The sequence below is a fragment of the Pseudomonas sp. PS01303 genome (genome assembly GCF_029959385.1).
GTDB lineage: Bacteria > Pseudomonadota > Gammaproteobacteria > Pseudomonadales > Pseudomonadaceae > Aquipseudomonas > Aquipseudomonas rustica.
Genome location: NZ_JASCPK010000011.1, coordinates 1 through 14,443, shown reverse-complemented (window position 1 = coordinate 14,443; position 14,443 = coordinate 1). Strand labels below are relative to the sequence as shown.

Genomic DNA, 14,443 nt, shown 5'->3' with positions numbered 1-14,443 from the left:
CATCGCGTCCGCCCGGCGAATAACCCGCTTACAAATCCCCTCAACCGGTCGCGCACAAACACTGTGGCGGATCGGCGTCTTCGCTCTAACCTCCCTGCGCCTGTGCGAACAAAATTGCCACCGTGGCAATAACCAAACGGTAATAGCCGTCGCGGTCATTTACCCGCACTCTTGAACGGCCAATCCCAATAAAGAACGGAGGCGCATCGCCTGGTGGTGCAGCCCCCGCAACAGGAACCTACGGAAGGAGCCTTGTCACGGGAAAAGGAAAGTCATGGCGCCGTTCCCGGCCAACTTTCATCCCTCAAACCACACCAATCTTTTTCATTAGAAAGTTGCTTCGAGTGAGGCATTCACTCTTGTCGATCAATTTTGGCCGTTATTGGCTGAAAGGAGTAACTACGCCCAAATAAAACTTAACCCGCAAGTTTTATCGGGGGCACTCATATTTGAAAAACACCCAACTTAAAATAATTAAAATTACACTTGTTAAATGCTTTTGCCGTGTATTACTTTTCTCTCGCCGAGTTTGAACTTCGCTGCAAACTTCGGCACAAGCTATATGCCACACCCATGACGACAGCGGCCCTCCAGCAGGCCGCAGGCTTTAATCGTCAGTACAACAACTTCCGTCTGGAAGTCTTTGTCGCCCATCGACAAGTCACATGTAAGCCTTCGCCCCACTGATTGCGCAGTTGAAACAAAAGTGCCATTCCATAATCAATGATAAAGGACATCATGATGCCCACTAAGCACCAACTCGCCCTGAAGAAAGCCGAACTTAGCATTCACCCGATCTTTTCCGAGATCAACTCGTTATCGGTCTTGCGCCGCTTTATGGAAACCCACGTGTTTGCCGTGTGGGATTTCATGTCGCTGACCAAACGCCTGCAGCAGGAACTGACCTGCACGCGTTTGCCGTGGCTACCGCCGCGTGATTCTCGCGCGGCACGGCTGATCAACGAAATTGTCCTCGGCGAAGAGTCGGACGACCGTCTGGCCCACGGTCACTACAGCCATTTCGAGTTGTACCTGGATGCAATGCGCGAAATCGGCGCGAGTACTACGGCAGTAGAGCGCTTCGTCGCGCTGCAACAGGAAGGCGTGAGCTACGACGTTGCGCTGCAAAGCATCGACGTCGATCCGGCCGCCGCGCAGTTTGTCCGCGACACCCTGCGCACCGCCCTCCATGCGCCGGGGCACAGCGTTGCAGCGGCGTTTCTGCACGGTCGCGAAAGCGTGATCCCGACCATGTTCCAGCGCATCCTCGACGACTGGGGCATCGGCATCGAGCAAGCGCCGACCTTTCGTTACTACCTGGAACGGCACATCGAAGTCGACTCCGAAGACCACGGCCCCGCCGCAGAACAACTGCTCGAGCGTCTGGTCGATGGCGATCCGCAGCGAGAAGCCGAGGTCTACGCCAGCGCCGTCGCCGCCGTCGAAAGCCGCATCGCCCTGTGGGACGGCCTGCGCCTGAGCATGCGCGAACCGTTGGCGGAGGTCGCGCAATGAATGCCGCCGACTATCAATCGTTCGCCGATACCTGGGAAAGCCGCGCGACCATCCGCACCCGCCCCCGTCGCGTGCTGGAAAATGATGAGCGCCTGATCTATCCGCTCAGTCGCCAACCGCTGGTGCTCAGCGAAACCTTCCTGCGTGAGTGCCCGCAGCAGCGCGATTTTGCGTTGGTGCAGACCTTGTACAAATTCATCAACGACGTAGTGATTTTCGAGACGGAAATCGTCGACAAGACCGCGCGCAGCATCGCCAAAAATCGCTTCGCCGTGGCCTTTCCGTTCGCCTGTCGGTATGACGCGATGACCGTGGTGGTCGACGAGGATTACCACGCCTTGGTAGCGATGGATTTCATGCAGCAAACGGTGGCGATGACCGGCATCGAACCGATTCAGTTGCCCGATGAAATCGAACTCAGCCGAGCGATTCCCGCCGCCGTCGCGTTGGCCCCGGAACACCTGCGCAGCGCCGTGGAATTGATCTGCGTGGCCATCGCCGAAAACACCGTGACTGGCGACGTCGCCGCGTTCGCCCGGGACGACACGGTCAAGCCGTCGATCAAAGGCCTGATGGCCGACCACTTGCTCGACGAGGGTCGCCACTCGAGTTTCTGGGCGCGGATGGTGCGCATCTATTGGCACACCGCGAGCGACGCCGATCGCGAAACCATCGCGCAGATTCTGCCGGTGTTCATCGGCCACTACCTGACCAACGACATCCAGAAATCCTTTGATCTGCGCCTGATCGATGCCCTGCCGGTCAGCCAGATCACAAGGCGATCACTCAAGGACGAAATCGCCGGGCTGGCCTTCCCGATCAATCGCCACCATCCGCTGGTGGGCAACATCGTCAAGTTCTTCCACAGCAGCTCGCTGCTCGACACGCCTTGCGTGCAACTCGCCCTGCGCGACTACCTGGTTTGAGGAGGCCGACATGAAACGTCTCGACATTTTGCTGATTGGCGCCAGCCAGGCCATGACCGACCTGGCGCAGGAACTGGAACAACACGGTCACGCATTGACGCGCAGCGGCGCCGCACAATCGACGGTGGATTTGATCATCGACGATGGCTTTATCGGCGCCGGTTATTTCTGCGCGATTCCGCATTTGCATCTGCGCTTAGGTATTGGAGCGCAAAGCGCTGCGGGTTTGCCGACACTCGATTTGCTGTGCTTTCTCGGCTCGTCTTTGATCAGCCGTGTGCCGATTGGTGATGAGCCATCCGGCAACGGCCAGACATTGCGCAAGCGGGTGCTCACGCATGTGGTGGACGAAGTGGCGTTGCTGGTCAGCCGCTTCTCCCGCGATGCGGATTATCTGCAGCAAGCCCATACGGTGACTGCGCCAGATTTCGAGCGGATGGAAAACCTGCTGTTTCTCGACAGCCTGGCCTACGTCCATCGCCTCAACCACACGGCGAAACCGGCGCTGCTGAAACAGGCGCAAATTCCGCTGATCGAGCGGCTGCAACAGAGCCTGATTGAGCATGCCGAACGTCCGGCGCTGCACCTCGGCGAACGCTCCATCAGCTACCGCCAATTGCACGCCCACAGCCGCGCAATTCAACAGCGTTTGTTGCCGATTCTTGAACAGCATCCGCAGCCGTGGGTGGTCGGCATCTGTCTGCCGAAAAGCCCGGCGCTGTTCGCTTCAATTCTGGCGATTCTCGGCAGCGGTGCGGTGTATCTGCCGCTGGAGCCGAGCCATCCGCTGCAGCGCCAGCAATACATACTGCACAACGCCGGCGCGCTGCTGTTGCTGCATGACGGCGAGCATCCGCTCAGCGCAACCATGGCAGGGCTGGACGTCAGTCGCATCGACAGCGCCCAAGCAGATCTCAGCCAAGCGTTGATGCGCCAGCGCCCCGCACTCGATGCGCCCTGCATGGCGCTCTACACCTCGGGCACCACCGGGCATCCGAAAGGCGTATTGCTCAGTCAGCACAACCTCGCGCACTTCACCGCGTGGTACGCCGACTACGTGCAATTGCACGCCGAGAGTCGGGTGTTGCAGTTCTCTTCACTGAGTTTCGATTCGTCGCTGATCGACATCTTCCCGACCTTGCTCACAGGCGCCGAACTGGTGGTGCCGGACGACACGCAACGCCGCGATCCGCTGCAACTGGTCGCACTGATCCGTCGCCGACAACTGACCCACGCCTTCCTGCCACCCGCGCTGTTGAGCATCCTGCCGCTGGAGCAACTGGAAGGCGTGCAAGTGATGACCGGCGGCGATGTCTGCGAACCGTTTGTCATTGAACAACTGACCCGCCAAGGCACGCTGCACAACCTCTACGGCCCGACCGAAGCCACGGTGTTGATCACTGCGCGACAACTCACACCCGGCGACAGCAACCGCAGCCTCGGCGCGCCGATTGCCAATAGCCAGGTGCTGATTCTCGATGACGATCTGCAACCGGTGCCCGAGCACACCGTCGGCGAGTTGTTCATCGTCGGCCCCGGCGTTTGCCTCGGCTATCTGAAAAATCCGCAGCAGACTGCCGAGCGTTATCTGACCCTGCAATTGCCCGATGGCGAAACCCTGCGCGCTTACCGCAGCGGCGACATGGCCAAGTGGAGCGAGCACGGCATCGAGCTGTGCGGACGCCGCGATAATCAGGTGAAGATTCGTGGTTTCCGGGTCGAGCCGGAAGAGATCGAACGCTGCCTGCGCGAGAGCAAGCTGTATCGACAAATAGCCGTGGTGATTGATCCGCAGCGGCGGATTCTGGCGTTCCTCGCCCAGCCACAATCCAACGATTCCCGTGATGCACTGAAGGCCCACGCCCAGCAGTTTTTACCGGACTACATGCAACCGGTGGCGTGGACTGAACTGCCGAGCATGCCGTTCGCCAGCAATGGCAAAGTCGACCGCAAAGCACTGCTGGAATTGCCGGTGAACGTGCAGGACAACGGCCCGAAATGTCTGCCGGCGAATGCTGATGAAGCGTTGTTGCTGGAGATCTGGGCCGAGTTGTTGGAGCTGCCCGTCAGCGACATCTCCACCGACGAAAGCTTTTTCAATCTCGGCGGCCATTCGATTCTGTTGTCGCGGATGTTGCTGCGTTTGCGTGAGGAATTTGGTCGCAGCATCTCGATCAATCGCTTCATCGAACTGCCGACCATCATCAAACTCGCGACGCTGGTGCGCGGCACCGATGACAGCGCGGTACTCAGCGCTCAAGCAATGGCCGACGCCGAACGTGTGCTGGATATCGAGCCGCTGCCGATCAGCCGCATGGGCGATGTGCACAAGGTCATCGTCACCGGCGCCAACAGTTTTGTCGGTGTGCACATCGTCGAGGCGCTGCTCGGTTGGGGCGCCAGCGAGGTCGCGTGTCTGGTGCGTGACGGCGGCGGGCAAACGGCGGCGCAGCGCTTTGCGCAGTCACTGCGCGAAAACCGGCTGGAGCATCTGGATCTGACTCGGGTGCGGGTTTACGCGGCAGATATCACTCGCCCGCAATTGGGCTTGGCCGACGACGATTATCAGCGTCTCGATCGCGAGTTCGGAGCGCTGGTGCACAACGCCGCCAACGTCAATCACGTGCTCGACTACGAGTCACTGGCGGCGGACAACGTCGAGCCGATTTTCGCCCTGCTGCATCTGTGCGAAGGGCAGAGCAAAAAGGTCTTCAATTTTGTCTCGACGCTGTCGGCGTCCAGCACCGTCGACGACGCCGGCCAGGTGCTGGAATTGCCCGCCGCACTGACGCCACCGATCTACATTCGCAACGGCTACAACCTGTCGAAATGGGTCGGCGAACGCATCCTCGAACGCGCGCGGGAACGCGGCGTACGGGTCAATCTGTATCGACCCGGCAACATCAGTTTCAACAGCCTGAGCGGCGTGTGTCAGCCGCACAAAAACCGTTTGATGCTGATGCTCAAAGGTTCGATTCAGCTCGGCCAGGTGCCGGCCTTCGCGTTGAATTTCGACCTGATGCCGGTGGATTTTCTCGCGCGGTTTATCGCTTTCCATGCCAGCCGTTATTCGCCCGATCACGCGGTTTTCAACCTGCATAACCCAGAGCCGCTGAGCTGGGATGCCTACGTCGCTTCGTTCCGCGAAACCGGCAGCGAATTCTCACTGGTCAGCGTCGCCGACTGGCAGCAGCAACTCGGCCGCGTCGACGCCGATAACGCGCTGTTCGGCGTGCTCGGTTTCTACCTCAACGGCTTTGAAGAAGACATCGGCGACATCTCCCTGATCGGCCACGCCAACGCTGAAGCCGGCGTGCAGCAGATGGGCGCGCACTACCCACAGAAATCCCCGGCGCTGCTGCGTCGCGGCTGCGCTTACCTGAAAGAAATCAACTTCATCTGATCCAACAACAAGGAGCAACACCATGAGCACACTGCAACCCGACACCCTGATCAAAAACCCGCATGGCTGCCACGTTGTGTCTTCGGTGGAAGTGCCGGTCGACGCGGCGCAGGTCTGGGCGGTGGTCGGCAATTTCGGCGGTTTCGACCGCTTCATTCCGGCGCTGTCGCACATCGAAATGACCGGTGAGGGCGTGTCCTCGCTGCGCAAGAAATTTTTCAAGGATGGCAACGTGGTGGTCGAGCAACTCAACTCCCGCGACGACCAGGCGCTGAGCATGACCTGGACGACGATTTACAACACGCTGGGCGTGGCGAATCTGTGGGCGGCGATGAATGTAGAAGCGCTGGCCACGGGCAAATCCCGCGCGACATGGACGATCATTGCCGAGCCTGCCGGCGGTGGCGAAGAGGCGCTGCCGGGGTTCAAGGATTTTGTGCAGGGGTTTGCCGATGATGCGATGGGGAATGTTTTGAGGCTGTTTGTTTAAGTCTTTAGCTTTGCGGTGAGTTTTAGACCGCTATCGCGAGCAGGCTCACTCCTACAGTTGATCGCATTTCTCCAGAAGGAACGCGATTTATTTGTAGGAGTGAGCCTGCTCGCGATGAACGATAACTCGGTCTGACGTGCGGTCAGATTTTGAAACTGTCGACCAACTGCTTCAACCGATTCGCCTGCTGCGACAACGCATCGCAATCCTTCAACGTTTCATTGAGGTTGGCCACGCTCTGCTGGTTCAGCATGTTGATCTGGTTAACGTCGACATTGAGGGTTTCCACCACCGCCGTCTGCTCTTCCGTCGCCGCTGCCACCGACTGGTTCATGCCGTCGATTTCACCGATGCGCTGGGTCACGCTGACCAGGCGCAAACCGGCCTGATTGGCCACTTCCACGCTTTGCTCGCTGGATGCCTGACTGGCGTTCATCGTACTCACCGCTTCACGCGAACCGACTTGCAAGGAAGTGATCATTTTGTGGATCTCTTCCGCCGATTCCTGGGTGCGATGGGCCAGGTTACGCACCTCATCCGCGACCACGGCAAAACCACGCCCGGCCTCACCGGCACGCGCCGCTTCAATCGCCGCGTTCAGCGCCAACAGGTTGGTCTGCTGCGAGATGCCTTTGATCACATCGAGGATGTGGCCGATGTTGTCGGTACTCGCATTCAGGGTTTCGATCTGCGTGCACGACAGGCTGATTTTCTGCGACAACTCGGTCATCGCCAGAATGGTTTGTTCCACCACCTGACGACCATCGTCGGCCTGCTCGCTCGCGCCGCTGGCGTGCTGCGAAGCATCGGCGGCATTGCGCGCGATTTCCTGCGTGGCGGCGCCTAATTCGTTGATCGCCGCCGCGACGCTGTTGGTGCGCGCACTTTGTTCGTCGGAACCGACGATCGAGGCGTTGGACGACGCCATCACTCGTTGCGATAAGTCATGCACTTGGCGGGTCGCGGAGGACACTTCGGAAATCGACGCGTGAATCCGTTCAACGAACTGGTTGAAGGCGCTGCCCAGTTCGCCGAATTCGTCTTTGCTTTCCACGACCAGACGGCGGGTCAAATCACCCTCGCCCTGCGCAATGTCCTGCATCGCACGACCCATGGTGGTCAGCGGACGCATCAACACGTTGATCAACAGGCTCAGCAGCAAGGCAATAGCGCCCACGGCAACGAACATCGCGATCAGCGCCGACGTGCGGAATTGGCTGAGTGCGGCGTAGGCTTTGTCGCGATCGATCGACAGACCGATGTACCACTGCGCATTCGGCAGGTCGCTGACCGGGGTGAACGACAGAATGCGTTCCTCGCCGTTGAGCAGCACATTCTGGTTGCCCTTTTCGATGCGCACGTTGCTGTTCGGGTAGATGTCCTTGAGGTTTTTCATCACCTGATCTTTGTCCGGGCTGACGATCACCTGACCGTCAGCGCTGACCAGAAACGCATGGCCGAGGCCACCGAAGTCCACCGAGTTGATGATCTTCACCAGGGTTTCCAGGCTCAAGTCACCGCCGACCACACCGAGCAATTCGCCGTTGTGTTTCACCGGCATGGCGATGGTCACTACCAGGCCACCGACAGCGGCCATGTACGGCGGGGTGAGCATGGTTTTATCGGCGGCGACCGCTTGTTTGTACCAAGGGCGCTGACGCGGATCGTAACCGTCCGGCATCTTCGCGTCAGGGCGCTGGGTGAAGACACCGTTGGCCTGACCGACGTAGGTGAACTGGAAGTTCTGGGTGAAGGCCGGTTGATCGACCAGCCCCGGGAAGTCGGCGTCTTTGCCTTGATGGGCGACATTCTGCGCGAGGTTTTCCAGCACCAGAATCCGCCCGCTCATCCAGTTCTGCACGCTGCTGGCGGTCAGATCGCCGGCCTGCTGTACGGAGGATTGGAGATTCTGGCGAATGGTGTTTCGCTGCAGATAATCGTTGTAGAGGGTGAATAACGCGAAAGCCAGGACCACGACGCCCGAGGCGGCCAACAAAATTTTATGGCTGAACTTGAGATTCATTTCATGGGACTTCTTATGCCGAAGGTGGGGATGCGTTCCAGATGCAACATTCCATGTAGCTCCGATGTTCAGTAGCGCTGAGGTTCAGCCGCTCTGATTTCCAGTGACGGGTAGGCAACGTTCTGCCGGTCGCTCTACTTTGGTGCACGCATGTCTCACCAGTCTGTCGGCACGTGAAGGAGAAATCTTAGGGTTGCGTGGGAAATGGACGGCTTTTGCCTCGGATTCCCGCCGAACGGCGTGCTAGAGCCTGCGCAGCAAAATTTTTTAGGACGGATGTTCGAGCGGCGGTTGCAAAACCTGTAACCCTTGATAACAATGCGACTAATTATCATTTGTGACGTTTTGGCAGCCGCGTTCATGTCCTCACCCGAGTTCGCCGTTCAGGCGCTTTACAGTAGTCATCACGGCTGGCTCAACGCTTGGCTGCGCGCACGGCTGGGCAACGCAGCGGATGCGGCGGATCTGGCGCAGGACACCTTCGTGCGTCTGCTGCAACGCACCGAACGCCTAGAACTGAAAGCGCCCCGCGCCTTTTTGCGCACCATCGCCCGTGGTCTGGTAATCGACCACTGGCGCCGCGAGGAAATCGAACGCGCCTACCTGGAAACCATCGCCCATCTGCCCGAAGCCGAAACGCCGAGTGCCGAAGCCCGTGCGCTGGTGATCGAATTGCTCGAAAGCATCGCGCGCATGCTTGAAGGATTGAAGCCGAAAGTGCGTCAGGCATTTCTCCTGGCGCAGTGCGAAGGTTTGACCCACAAGCAAATCGCCGAGCAGATGGGTTTGTCGCTGCGCTCGGTGGAACGTTACGTCGCCGATGCGCTGTATCACTGCTACGTGCTGCGGTACGAAAGCTGATGGCTGTGGATAACTTGTCCCTCGGCCGCCGCGCCGAACCTCCGCAAAAAGCAGTGAAGCAAGCCATTCACTGGCTGCTGCGTCTGCGTAATAACCATGGCAATGCGCGGCTGAATCGCCAGTGCGAACAGTGGCGCGCCGAGCATCATGAGCATGAATTGGCATGGCAACGCGTGCAGTCGCTGCACGCCGAGTTGAGCAACAACCTGCGCGCGGTGCCGGGCGCACAAGTGGCATTCAATACCTTGGAGAACAGCGCGCAGGGACTGAATCGTCGGCAGGCGTTGAAGCTGTTGTCTGGCGCAGTGTTGATGGGCTCCGCCGCATGGTTGGCCAAAGACACGGCCGCGTGGCAGCAATGGAGCGCCGATTACGCCACGGCCACCGGCGAGCGGCGTGGCTTCCAGTTACCGGATGGAACGCGGATCGAGCTCAACACCGCCAGCGCGGTGGATCTGGACTACACCGCGCAACAACGGCTGATCAAACTGACGCGCGGCGAAATCATCGTCACCTGTGGTGGCGCCGATGAAGGCGCCGACTTCGAGCGACCACTGCGCGTGCAAAGTCGTGACGGATCCTACGAGCCGCAGAATGCGCGGTTCATCCTGCGTCAGGACAGCGATTGCACGCGGCTGAGCGTCACCCACGGGCAGGTGGCCATTCATTCTGCCGGGACTGTTATCGAAGCGCTGGCCGGGCAGAGTTATCTGATCGATCCCTATCAAGTGCGTCCGGCACCGGCGCTGGATATGGATGCGGGCGCGTGGGTCGACGGCTTGATCGTTACCCGCAACATGCGTCTGGGCGATTTCCTCAAGGAAGTCGGCCGCTATCGTCAGGGTTTTCTGAATTGCGCATCAGAGGTTTCCGACTTGCGCCTGTCCGGCGTGTTCCGCCTCGAAGACACCGACAAGTTGCTGGCCATCCTGCCGCAGACCTTGCCGGTGCAGTTGCGCTATCGCACACGCTGGTGGGTGACCCTGGAACGTGTGGTCTGAAATTATTTTGGCGGGTTTTCGCGGCAAGTCCGGCTTAGTCAGTAAGCACTTCAATTCAAGCGTTTGCGACTTCCTACGGAAACCTACAATGACTGTCCGCGCCACCTGTAAGAACCCTCTGAATTTCACCTGCGAATCGGGCCTGTTGCGCCACGCCGTTCGGGCGGCGCTGTTTTCCACTGCGTTGGGCGTCGCTGTGCTGCCAAGCGTCAGCGTGGCGGCCGACACCGTTAACAGTGAAGTCGGCCAGCGCTTCAACATCGCTGCCGGGCCGCTGGGCGAAGCGCTGAATCAGTTCGCACGTCAGGCCGGCATTACCTTGTCGATGACGCCGCAGCAAACTCAGGGCCGGCAATCGCCGGGTGTACAGGGTGAATATTCGACCGATCAGGCGCTGAGCCATTTGCTTGGCGGATCCGGTCTGGAAGCGGTCAGTCAGGATGGCAGCAGCTACGTCCTGCGCGCGATCGCCGAGACCGAAGCGCTGGCCCTGCCGACCACCGACATCAAAGGCTTCGCCCTCGGCAACGCGCTGGGCAGCATGGATGGCTACAACGCCACGCACAGCCAGATCGCCACCAAAACCAGTACCGCATTGCTGGAAACCTCGCAGAGCGTGTCGGTAGTCACTCGCGAGCAAATGGACGACCAAGGTTCGCAAACCGTCTCGCAAACCATGCGCTACACCCCGGGTGTGCTGACCAATCCGTATGGCGCGACCCATCGTTATGACTACGTGGCGATGCGCGGTTTCAACGACGGCTCGGTGGATAACATCTACCTCGACGGCCTCAAGTCGATGGGCGACAGCGGCACTTACAGCACCATGCAGGTCGACCCGTATTTCCTGGAACGCGTGGACATTCTCAAGGGGCCGTCGTCGGTTCTGTATGGCCGCAGTTCACCGGGCGGCCTGGTGGCACTGACCAGTAAAAAGCCGCTCTACGAGGCTTATCATCAGGTGCAAGCCACCGTCGGTACGCAGGGTCAGCGCGGGGTCGGTTTTGACTTCAGCGGCCCGGTCGATGACGACAAGCGCATTGCCTATCGTCTGATCGGGTTAACGGATCAGTCCGACACGCAGTTCGACCACAACAAGGAAAAACGCTTCGCACTGTCGCCAACCGTCAGCATCGATTTCAATGAAGATACGTCGCTGACTTTGCAGGCGTATCTGCAACACGATCCGGATGGCGGCTACCACGGCGGCGTGCCGGCGGACGGCACGATCCATCAGCGCAACGGCAACCGGATCTCGCCGCACTTCTTCGAGGGTGAGCCGGGGATCGACGGTTACTCGCGTGATCAGCAGTCATTCGGTTATCAGTTCGAACATCGCTTCAATGATGTCTTCACCGCTCGGCAGAACTTCCGCTACCTCGATTCGAAAGTGAACATGGATCAGGTCTACGCCTATGGCTGGACGACGCCAACCAGCAACGAGCTGAACCGCTACTACACCGGCGGTGATGAGCGCCTGCATGCGTTCATCGTCGACAATATGCTTCAGGCCGAATTTTTCACCGGCGCGACCAAGCACACCGTGTTGATGGGTGCGGATTACCAGCGACGAAAAACCGTGGTCGACTGGACCAGCGGCGGACTCGCGCCGATCAATGCGTTCAACCCGGTGTACGGCAACTCGGCGATCGATATGTACGGCGAGACCAGCTATCTGCGTCGTCTGGAGCAGACCGGCGTATACCTGCAAGACCTGATCGAGATGGATAAATGGCGCTTCTCGCTGGGCCTGCGACAGGACTGGGTCGAGACTTCCGATGAGAACCGCATCGCTGAAGCGGGGCGTCCGGAAGGTACAGAGATCAACGACCGACGCACCAAACTGACCGGCCGCGCGGGTGCGTTGTACCTGTTCGATAACGGTCTGGCGCCTTACGTCAGCTACTCGGAATCGTTCAACCCGAACTCCTATGCCGACAGCGCCGGCAATCCGTTGGCGCCTACCGATGGCACGCAGTGGGAAGTCGGTTTGAAGTACCAACCGCCGGGCACTGACAATCTGTTCACCGCGTCGCTGTTCCGCATCGACCAGGAGAACCTGGCGACCAAACTGCCGCAGGAAAACTTCTACCGCGCTGTAGGCGCTGTCCGCTCGCAAGGTCTGGAGCTGGAAGCGCACATGCAACTGACCGACAACCTGAAAGTGCTCGGCAGCTACACCTTCACCGACATCGAATATTCGAAGTCGATGGTCAGCACCTTGAGCACGCCGACCGACGTGATCGAGAACAAAGGCAACTCGCCAACGCAGGCGCCGCGACACATGGCGTCATTGTGGGCTGACTACAAGTTCGACAGCGCAGCGCTCGATGGCCTGCGCCTTGGCGGTGGCGTGCGTTATGTCGGTTACAGCTGGGCGGATGCGGAAAATACGTTGAAGGTGCCGTCCTACACACTCTTCGACGCCTCGATCGGTTATGACTTGGGCAAGGTTGGCTTGAAAGGCGTCGACGTACGCCTGAACGCGAACAATCTGACCAACGAGTCCTACGTCGCTTCCTGCGCCAGTCTGAACTTCTGCTACATGGGCGAAGAGCGTAACGTCGCGGCGACGGTCAGCTACCAGTTCTAAGTCATTTGTCTCGTGCATAAAAAAGCCAGCCCCTGAAATTCAGGGGCTGGCTTTGTCGTTTCAGTGAGGAAAATTTTCATGCGTGCGTTTCTGGTTTTGTTGCATCGCTATATCGGTTTGGCCACGGCAGTGTTCCTGCTGCTGGCCGGGATTACCGGAAGCATTCTGGCGTTCAACCATGAGCTGGATGAGTGGTTGAACCCGCAGTTTTATTCGGCGTCTGCCGAGGGTTCGCGATTGCCGCCGGGCGAGCTGGTTGATGCGGTGCAGTCTGCGCATCCGAAGCTGCAGGTCTGGTACATGGAGTATCCGCATGAGGCCGGGCATACCGCGCTATTGGCGGCGGTGCCACGTAACGATCCGGCGACGGGCAAGCCGTTCGATGAGCGCAATCAAGTGTTCTATCTCGATCCGGTAAATGCTCAGCAAACGGGTCAGCGCTACTGGGGAGAGTGCTGTTTTCAGCGGGAGAATTTCGTCCCGTTCATTCTCGAATTCCATTACAACCTGACGCTGCCAGGCAACTGGGGACTGTGGTTGATGGGCCTGGTGGCAATCGCGTGGGTGATCGATTGTTTTGTGGCGCTGTGGCTGACGTTGCCGCGTGGCAAGCCGTTCTGGAAGAAGTGGTCGACGGCCTGGAAGGTCAAGGGCGGGCATGCCTATAGGCTTAACTTCGATCTGCATCGCGCGGGTGGATTATGGCTGTGGCTGTTGTTGCTGCCGATCGCGGTGAGTAGCGTGGCCATGAACTTGCCGAGTCAGGTGTTCAAGCCTGCGGTGTCGCTGTTTTCACCGATTGAGCCGAGCGTCTACGAGGCGCGAGGACGAATGCCTTCCTCAGAGTTGGGGGTGACTCGATTGAGTTATCAACAGGCGTACGAGAGGGCATTGGAAGAGGGGAAAAGGTTAGGGCTGACAGCAGCAATCGGGGAGTTGTATTACAGCTTTGAGTACAACTTCTACGGCGCAGGATTCGGGCAGCATGACACTGAAGCACATGGCAAATCCTGGCTGTTCTTTCACGGTACCGATGGGCGATTGTTAGGTCAGGAGATCGCGGGACAGGGGACGTTAGGGGAACAATTCTACCGTTTGCAGTTACCGATACACGGTGGACGGATCATTGGTGTGACGGGGCAAGTAATGATCGCGGTGTTAGGTGTTTTGATTGCGGGGTTGTCAGGGACTGGCGTCTACATCTGGTGGCGCAAATGGCAGGCTCGACGTATCAGCAAGGCACGTAAAGCGGTTTGATCATTGGATTGTGCAGACCCTGAAATGACAAAACCCCTGTCTGCGTTAGCAGACAGGGGTTTCGGAATTTAATCTTGACGATGACCTACTCTCACATGGGGAAACCCCACACTACCATCGGCGATGCATCGTTTCACTACTGAGTTCGGGATGGGATCAGGTGGTTCCAACGCTCTATGGTCGTCAAGAAATTCTTTATCTGGCCCGTCAACACGGTAACAAGCCAGCAAAAACAGATACTTCTACTAAAACAAAACCCCAACTGCTTTCGCAATTGGGGTTTCGGAATTTAATCTTGACGATGACCTACTCTCACATGGGGAAACCCCACACTACCATCGGCGATGCATCGTTTCACTGCTGAGTTCGGGATG

General features: G+C 58.7%; 9 protein-coding genes and 1 rRNA gene. 8 read left to right on the top strand and 2 right to left on the bottom strand.

The features are described from left to right. The first annotated feature begins 738 nt into the window (after window positions 1-738). From QMX93_RS06310 to QMX93_RS06295, 4 genes are read left to right on the top strand one after another with little or no spacing between them, the layout of a single operon-like run. Window positions 739-1,515, top strand: a complete 777-nt coding sequence (locus QMX93_RS06310; RefSeq protein WP_282353736.1) for a DUF3050 domain-containing protein — start codon at window positions 739-741, stop codon at window positions 1,513-1,515. Beyond that, window positions 1,512-2,441 (top strand): diiron oxygenase, encoded by a 930-nt coding sequence (locus QMX93_RS06305; protein ID WP_282353733.1) that lies wholly within the window; start codon window positions 1,512-1,514, stop codon window positions 2,439-2,441. The genes QMX93_RS06310 and QMX93_RS06305 overlap by 4 nt, the downstream gene beginning before the upstream one ends. Window positions 2,442-2,451: 10 nt before the next feature. Further along, window positions 2,452-5,844 carry an amino acid adenylation domain-containing protein gene (locus QMX93_RS06300; RefSeq protein WP_282353730.1) on the top strand — a complete coding sequence of 1,131 codons (3,393 nt, stop codon included), beginning with the start codon at window positions 2,452-2,454 and terminating at the stop codon, window positions 5,842-5,844. 22 nt (window positions 5,845-5,866) lie between these two features. Then, window positions 5,867-6,334 (top strand): SRPBCC family protein, encoded by a 468-nt coding sequence (locus QMX93_RS06295; RefSeq protein ID WP_282353727.1) that lies wholly within the window; start codon window positions 5,867-5,869, stop codon window positions 6,332-6,334. A gap of 142 nt (window positions 6,335-6,476) precedes the next feature. Here the strand turns inward: QMX93_RS06295 and QMX93_RS06290 are convergent, their stop codons facing one another. Next, a complete protein-coding gene (locus tag QMX93_RS06290; RefSeq protein ID WP_159814713.1) occupies window positions 6,477-8,357 on the bottom strand; it encodes a methyl-accepting chemotaxis protein in 1,881 nt (626 codons plus the stop codon). Between the two features lie 360 nt (window positions 8,358-8,717). Here QMX93_RS06290 and QMX93_RS06285 point away from each other — a divergent pair, with 360 nt between their 5' ends. From QMX93_RS06285 to QMX93_RS06270, 4 genes are all read left to right on the top strand, one after another. Continuing rightward, window positions 8,718-9,218 (top strand): sigma-70 family RNA polymerase sigma factor, encoded by a 501-nt coding sequence (locus QMX93_RS06285; RefSeq protein WP_026000801.1) that lies wholly within the window; start codon window positions 8,718-8,720, stop codon window positions 9,216-9,218. Beyond that, window positions 9,218-10,219, top strand: coding sequence for a FecR family protein (locus QMX93_RS06280; RefSeq protein WP_212551635.1), 1,002 nt, complete (start codon window positions 9,218-9,220; stop codon window positions 10,217-10,219). The genes QMX93_RS06285 and QMX93_RS06280 overlap by 1 nt, the downstream gene beginning before the upstream one ends. 88 nt (window positions 10,220-10,307) lie before the next feature. Then, on the top strand, window positions 10,308-12,812 hold the full coding sequence (locus QMX93_RS06275; protein ID WP_282353699.1) for a TonB-dependent siderophore receptor: 2,505 nt from the start codon (window positions 10,308-10,310) through the stop codon (window positions 12,810-12,812). Window positions 12,813-12,890: 78 nt separating this feature from the next. Further along, window positions 12,891-14,069 carry a PepSY domain-containing protein gene (locus tag QMX93_RS06270; protein ID WP_282353695.1) on the top strand — a complete coding sequence of 393 codons (1,179 nt, stop codon included), beginning with the start codon at window positions 12,891-12,893 and terminating at the stop codon, window positions 14,067-14,069. Window positions 14,070-14,141: 72 nt separating this feature from the next. Here the strand turns inward: QMX93_RS06270 and rrf are convergent. Then, window positions 14,142-14,257 (bottom strand): 5S ribosomal RNA (rrf, locus tag QMX93_RS06265). Between the last annotated feature and the right edge of the window lie 186 nt (window positions 14,258-14,443).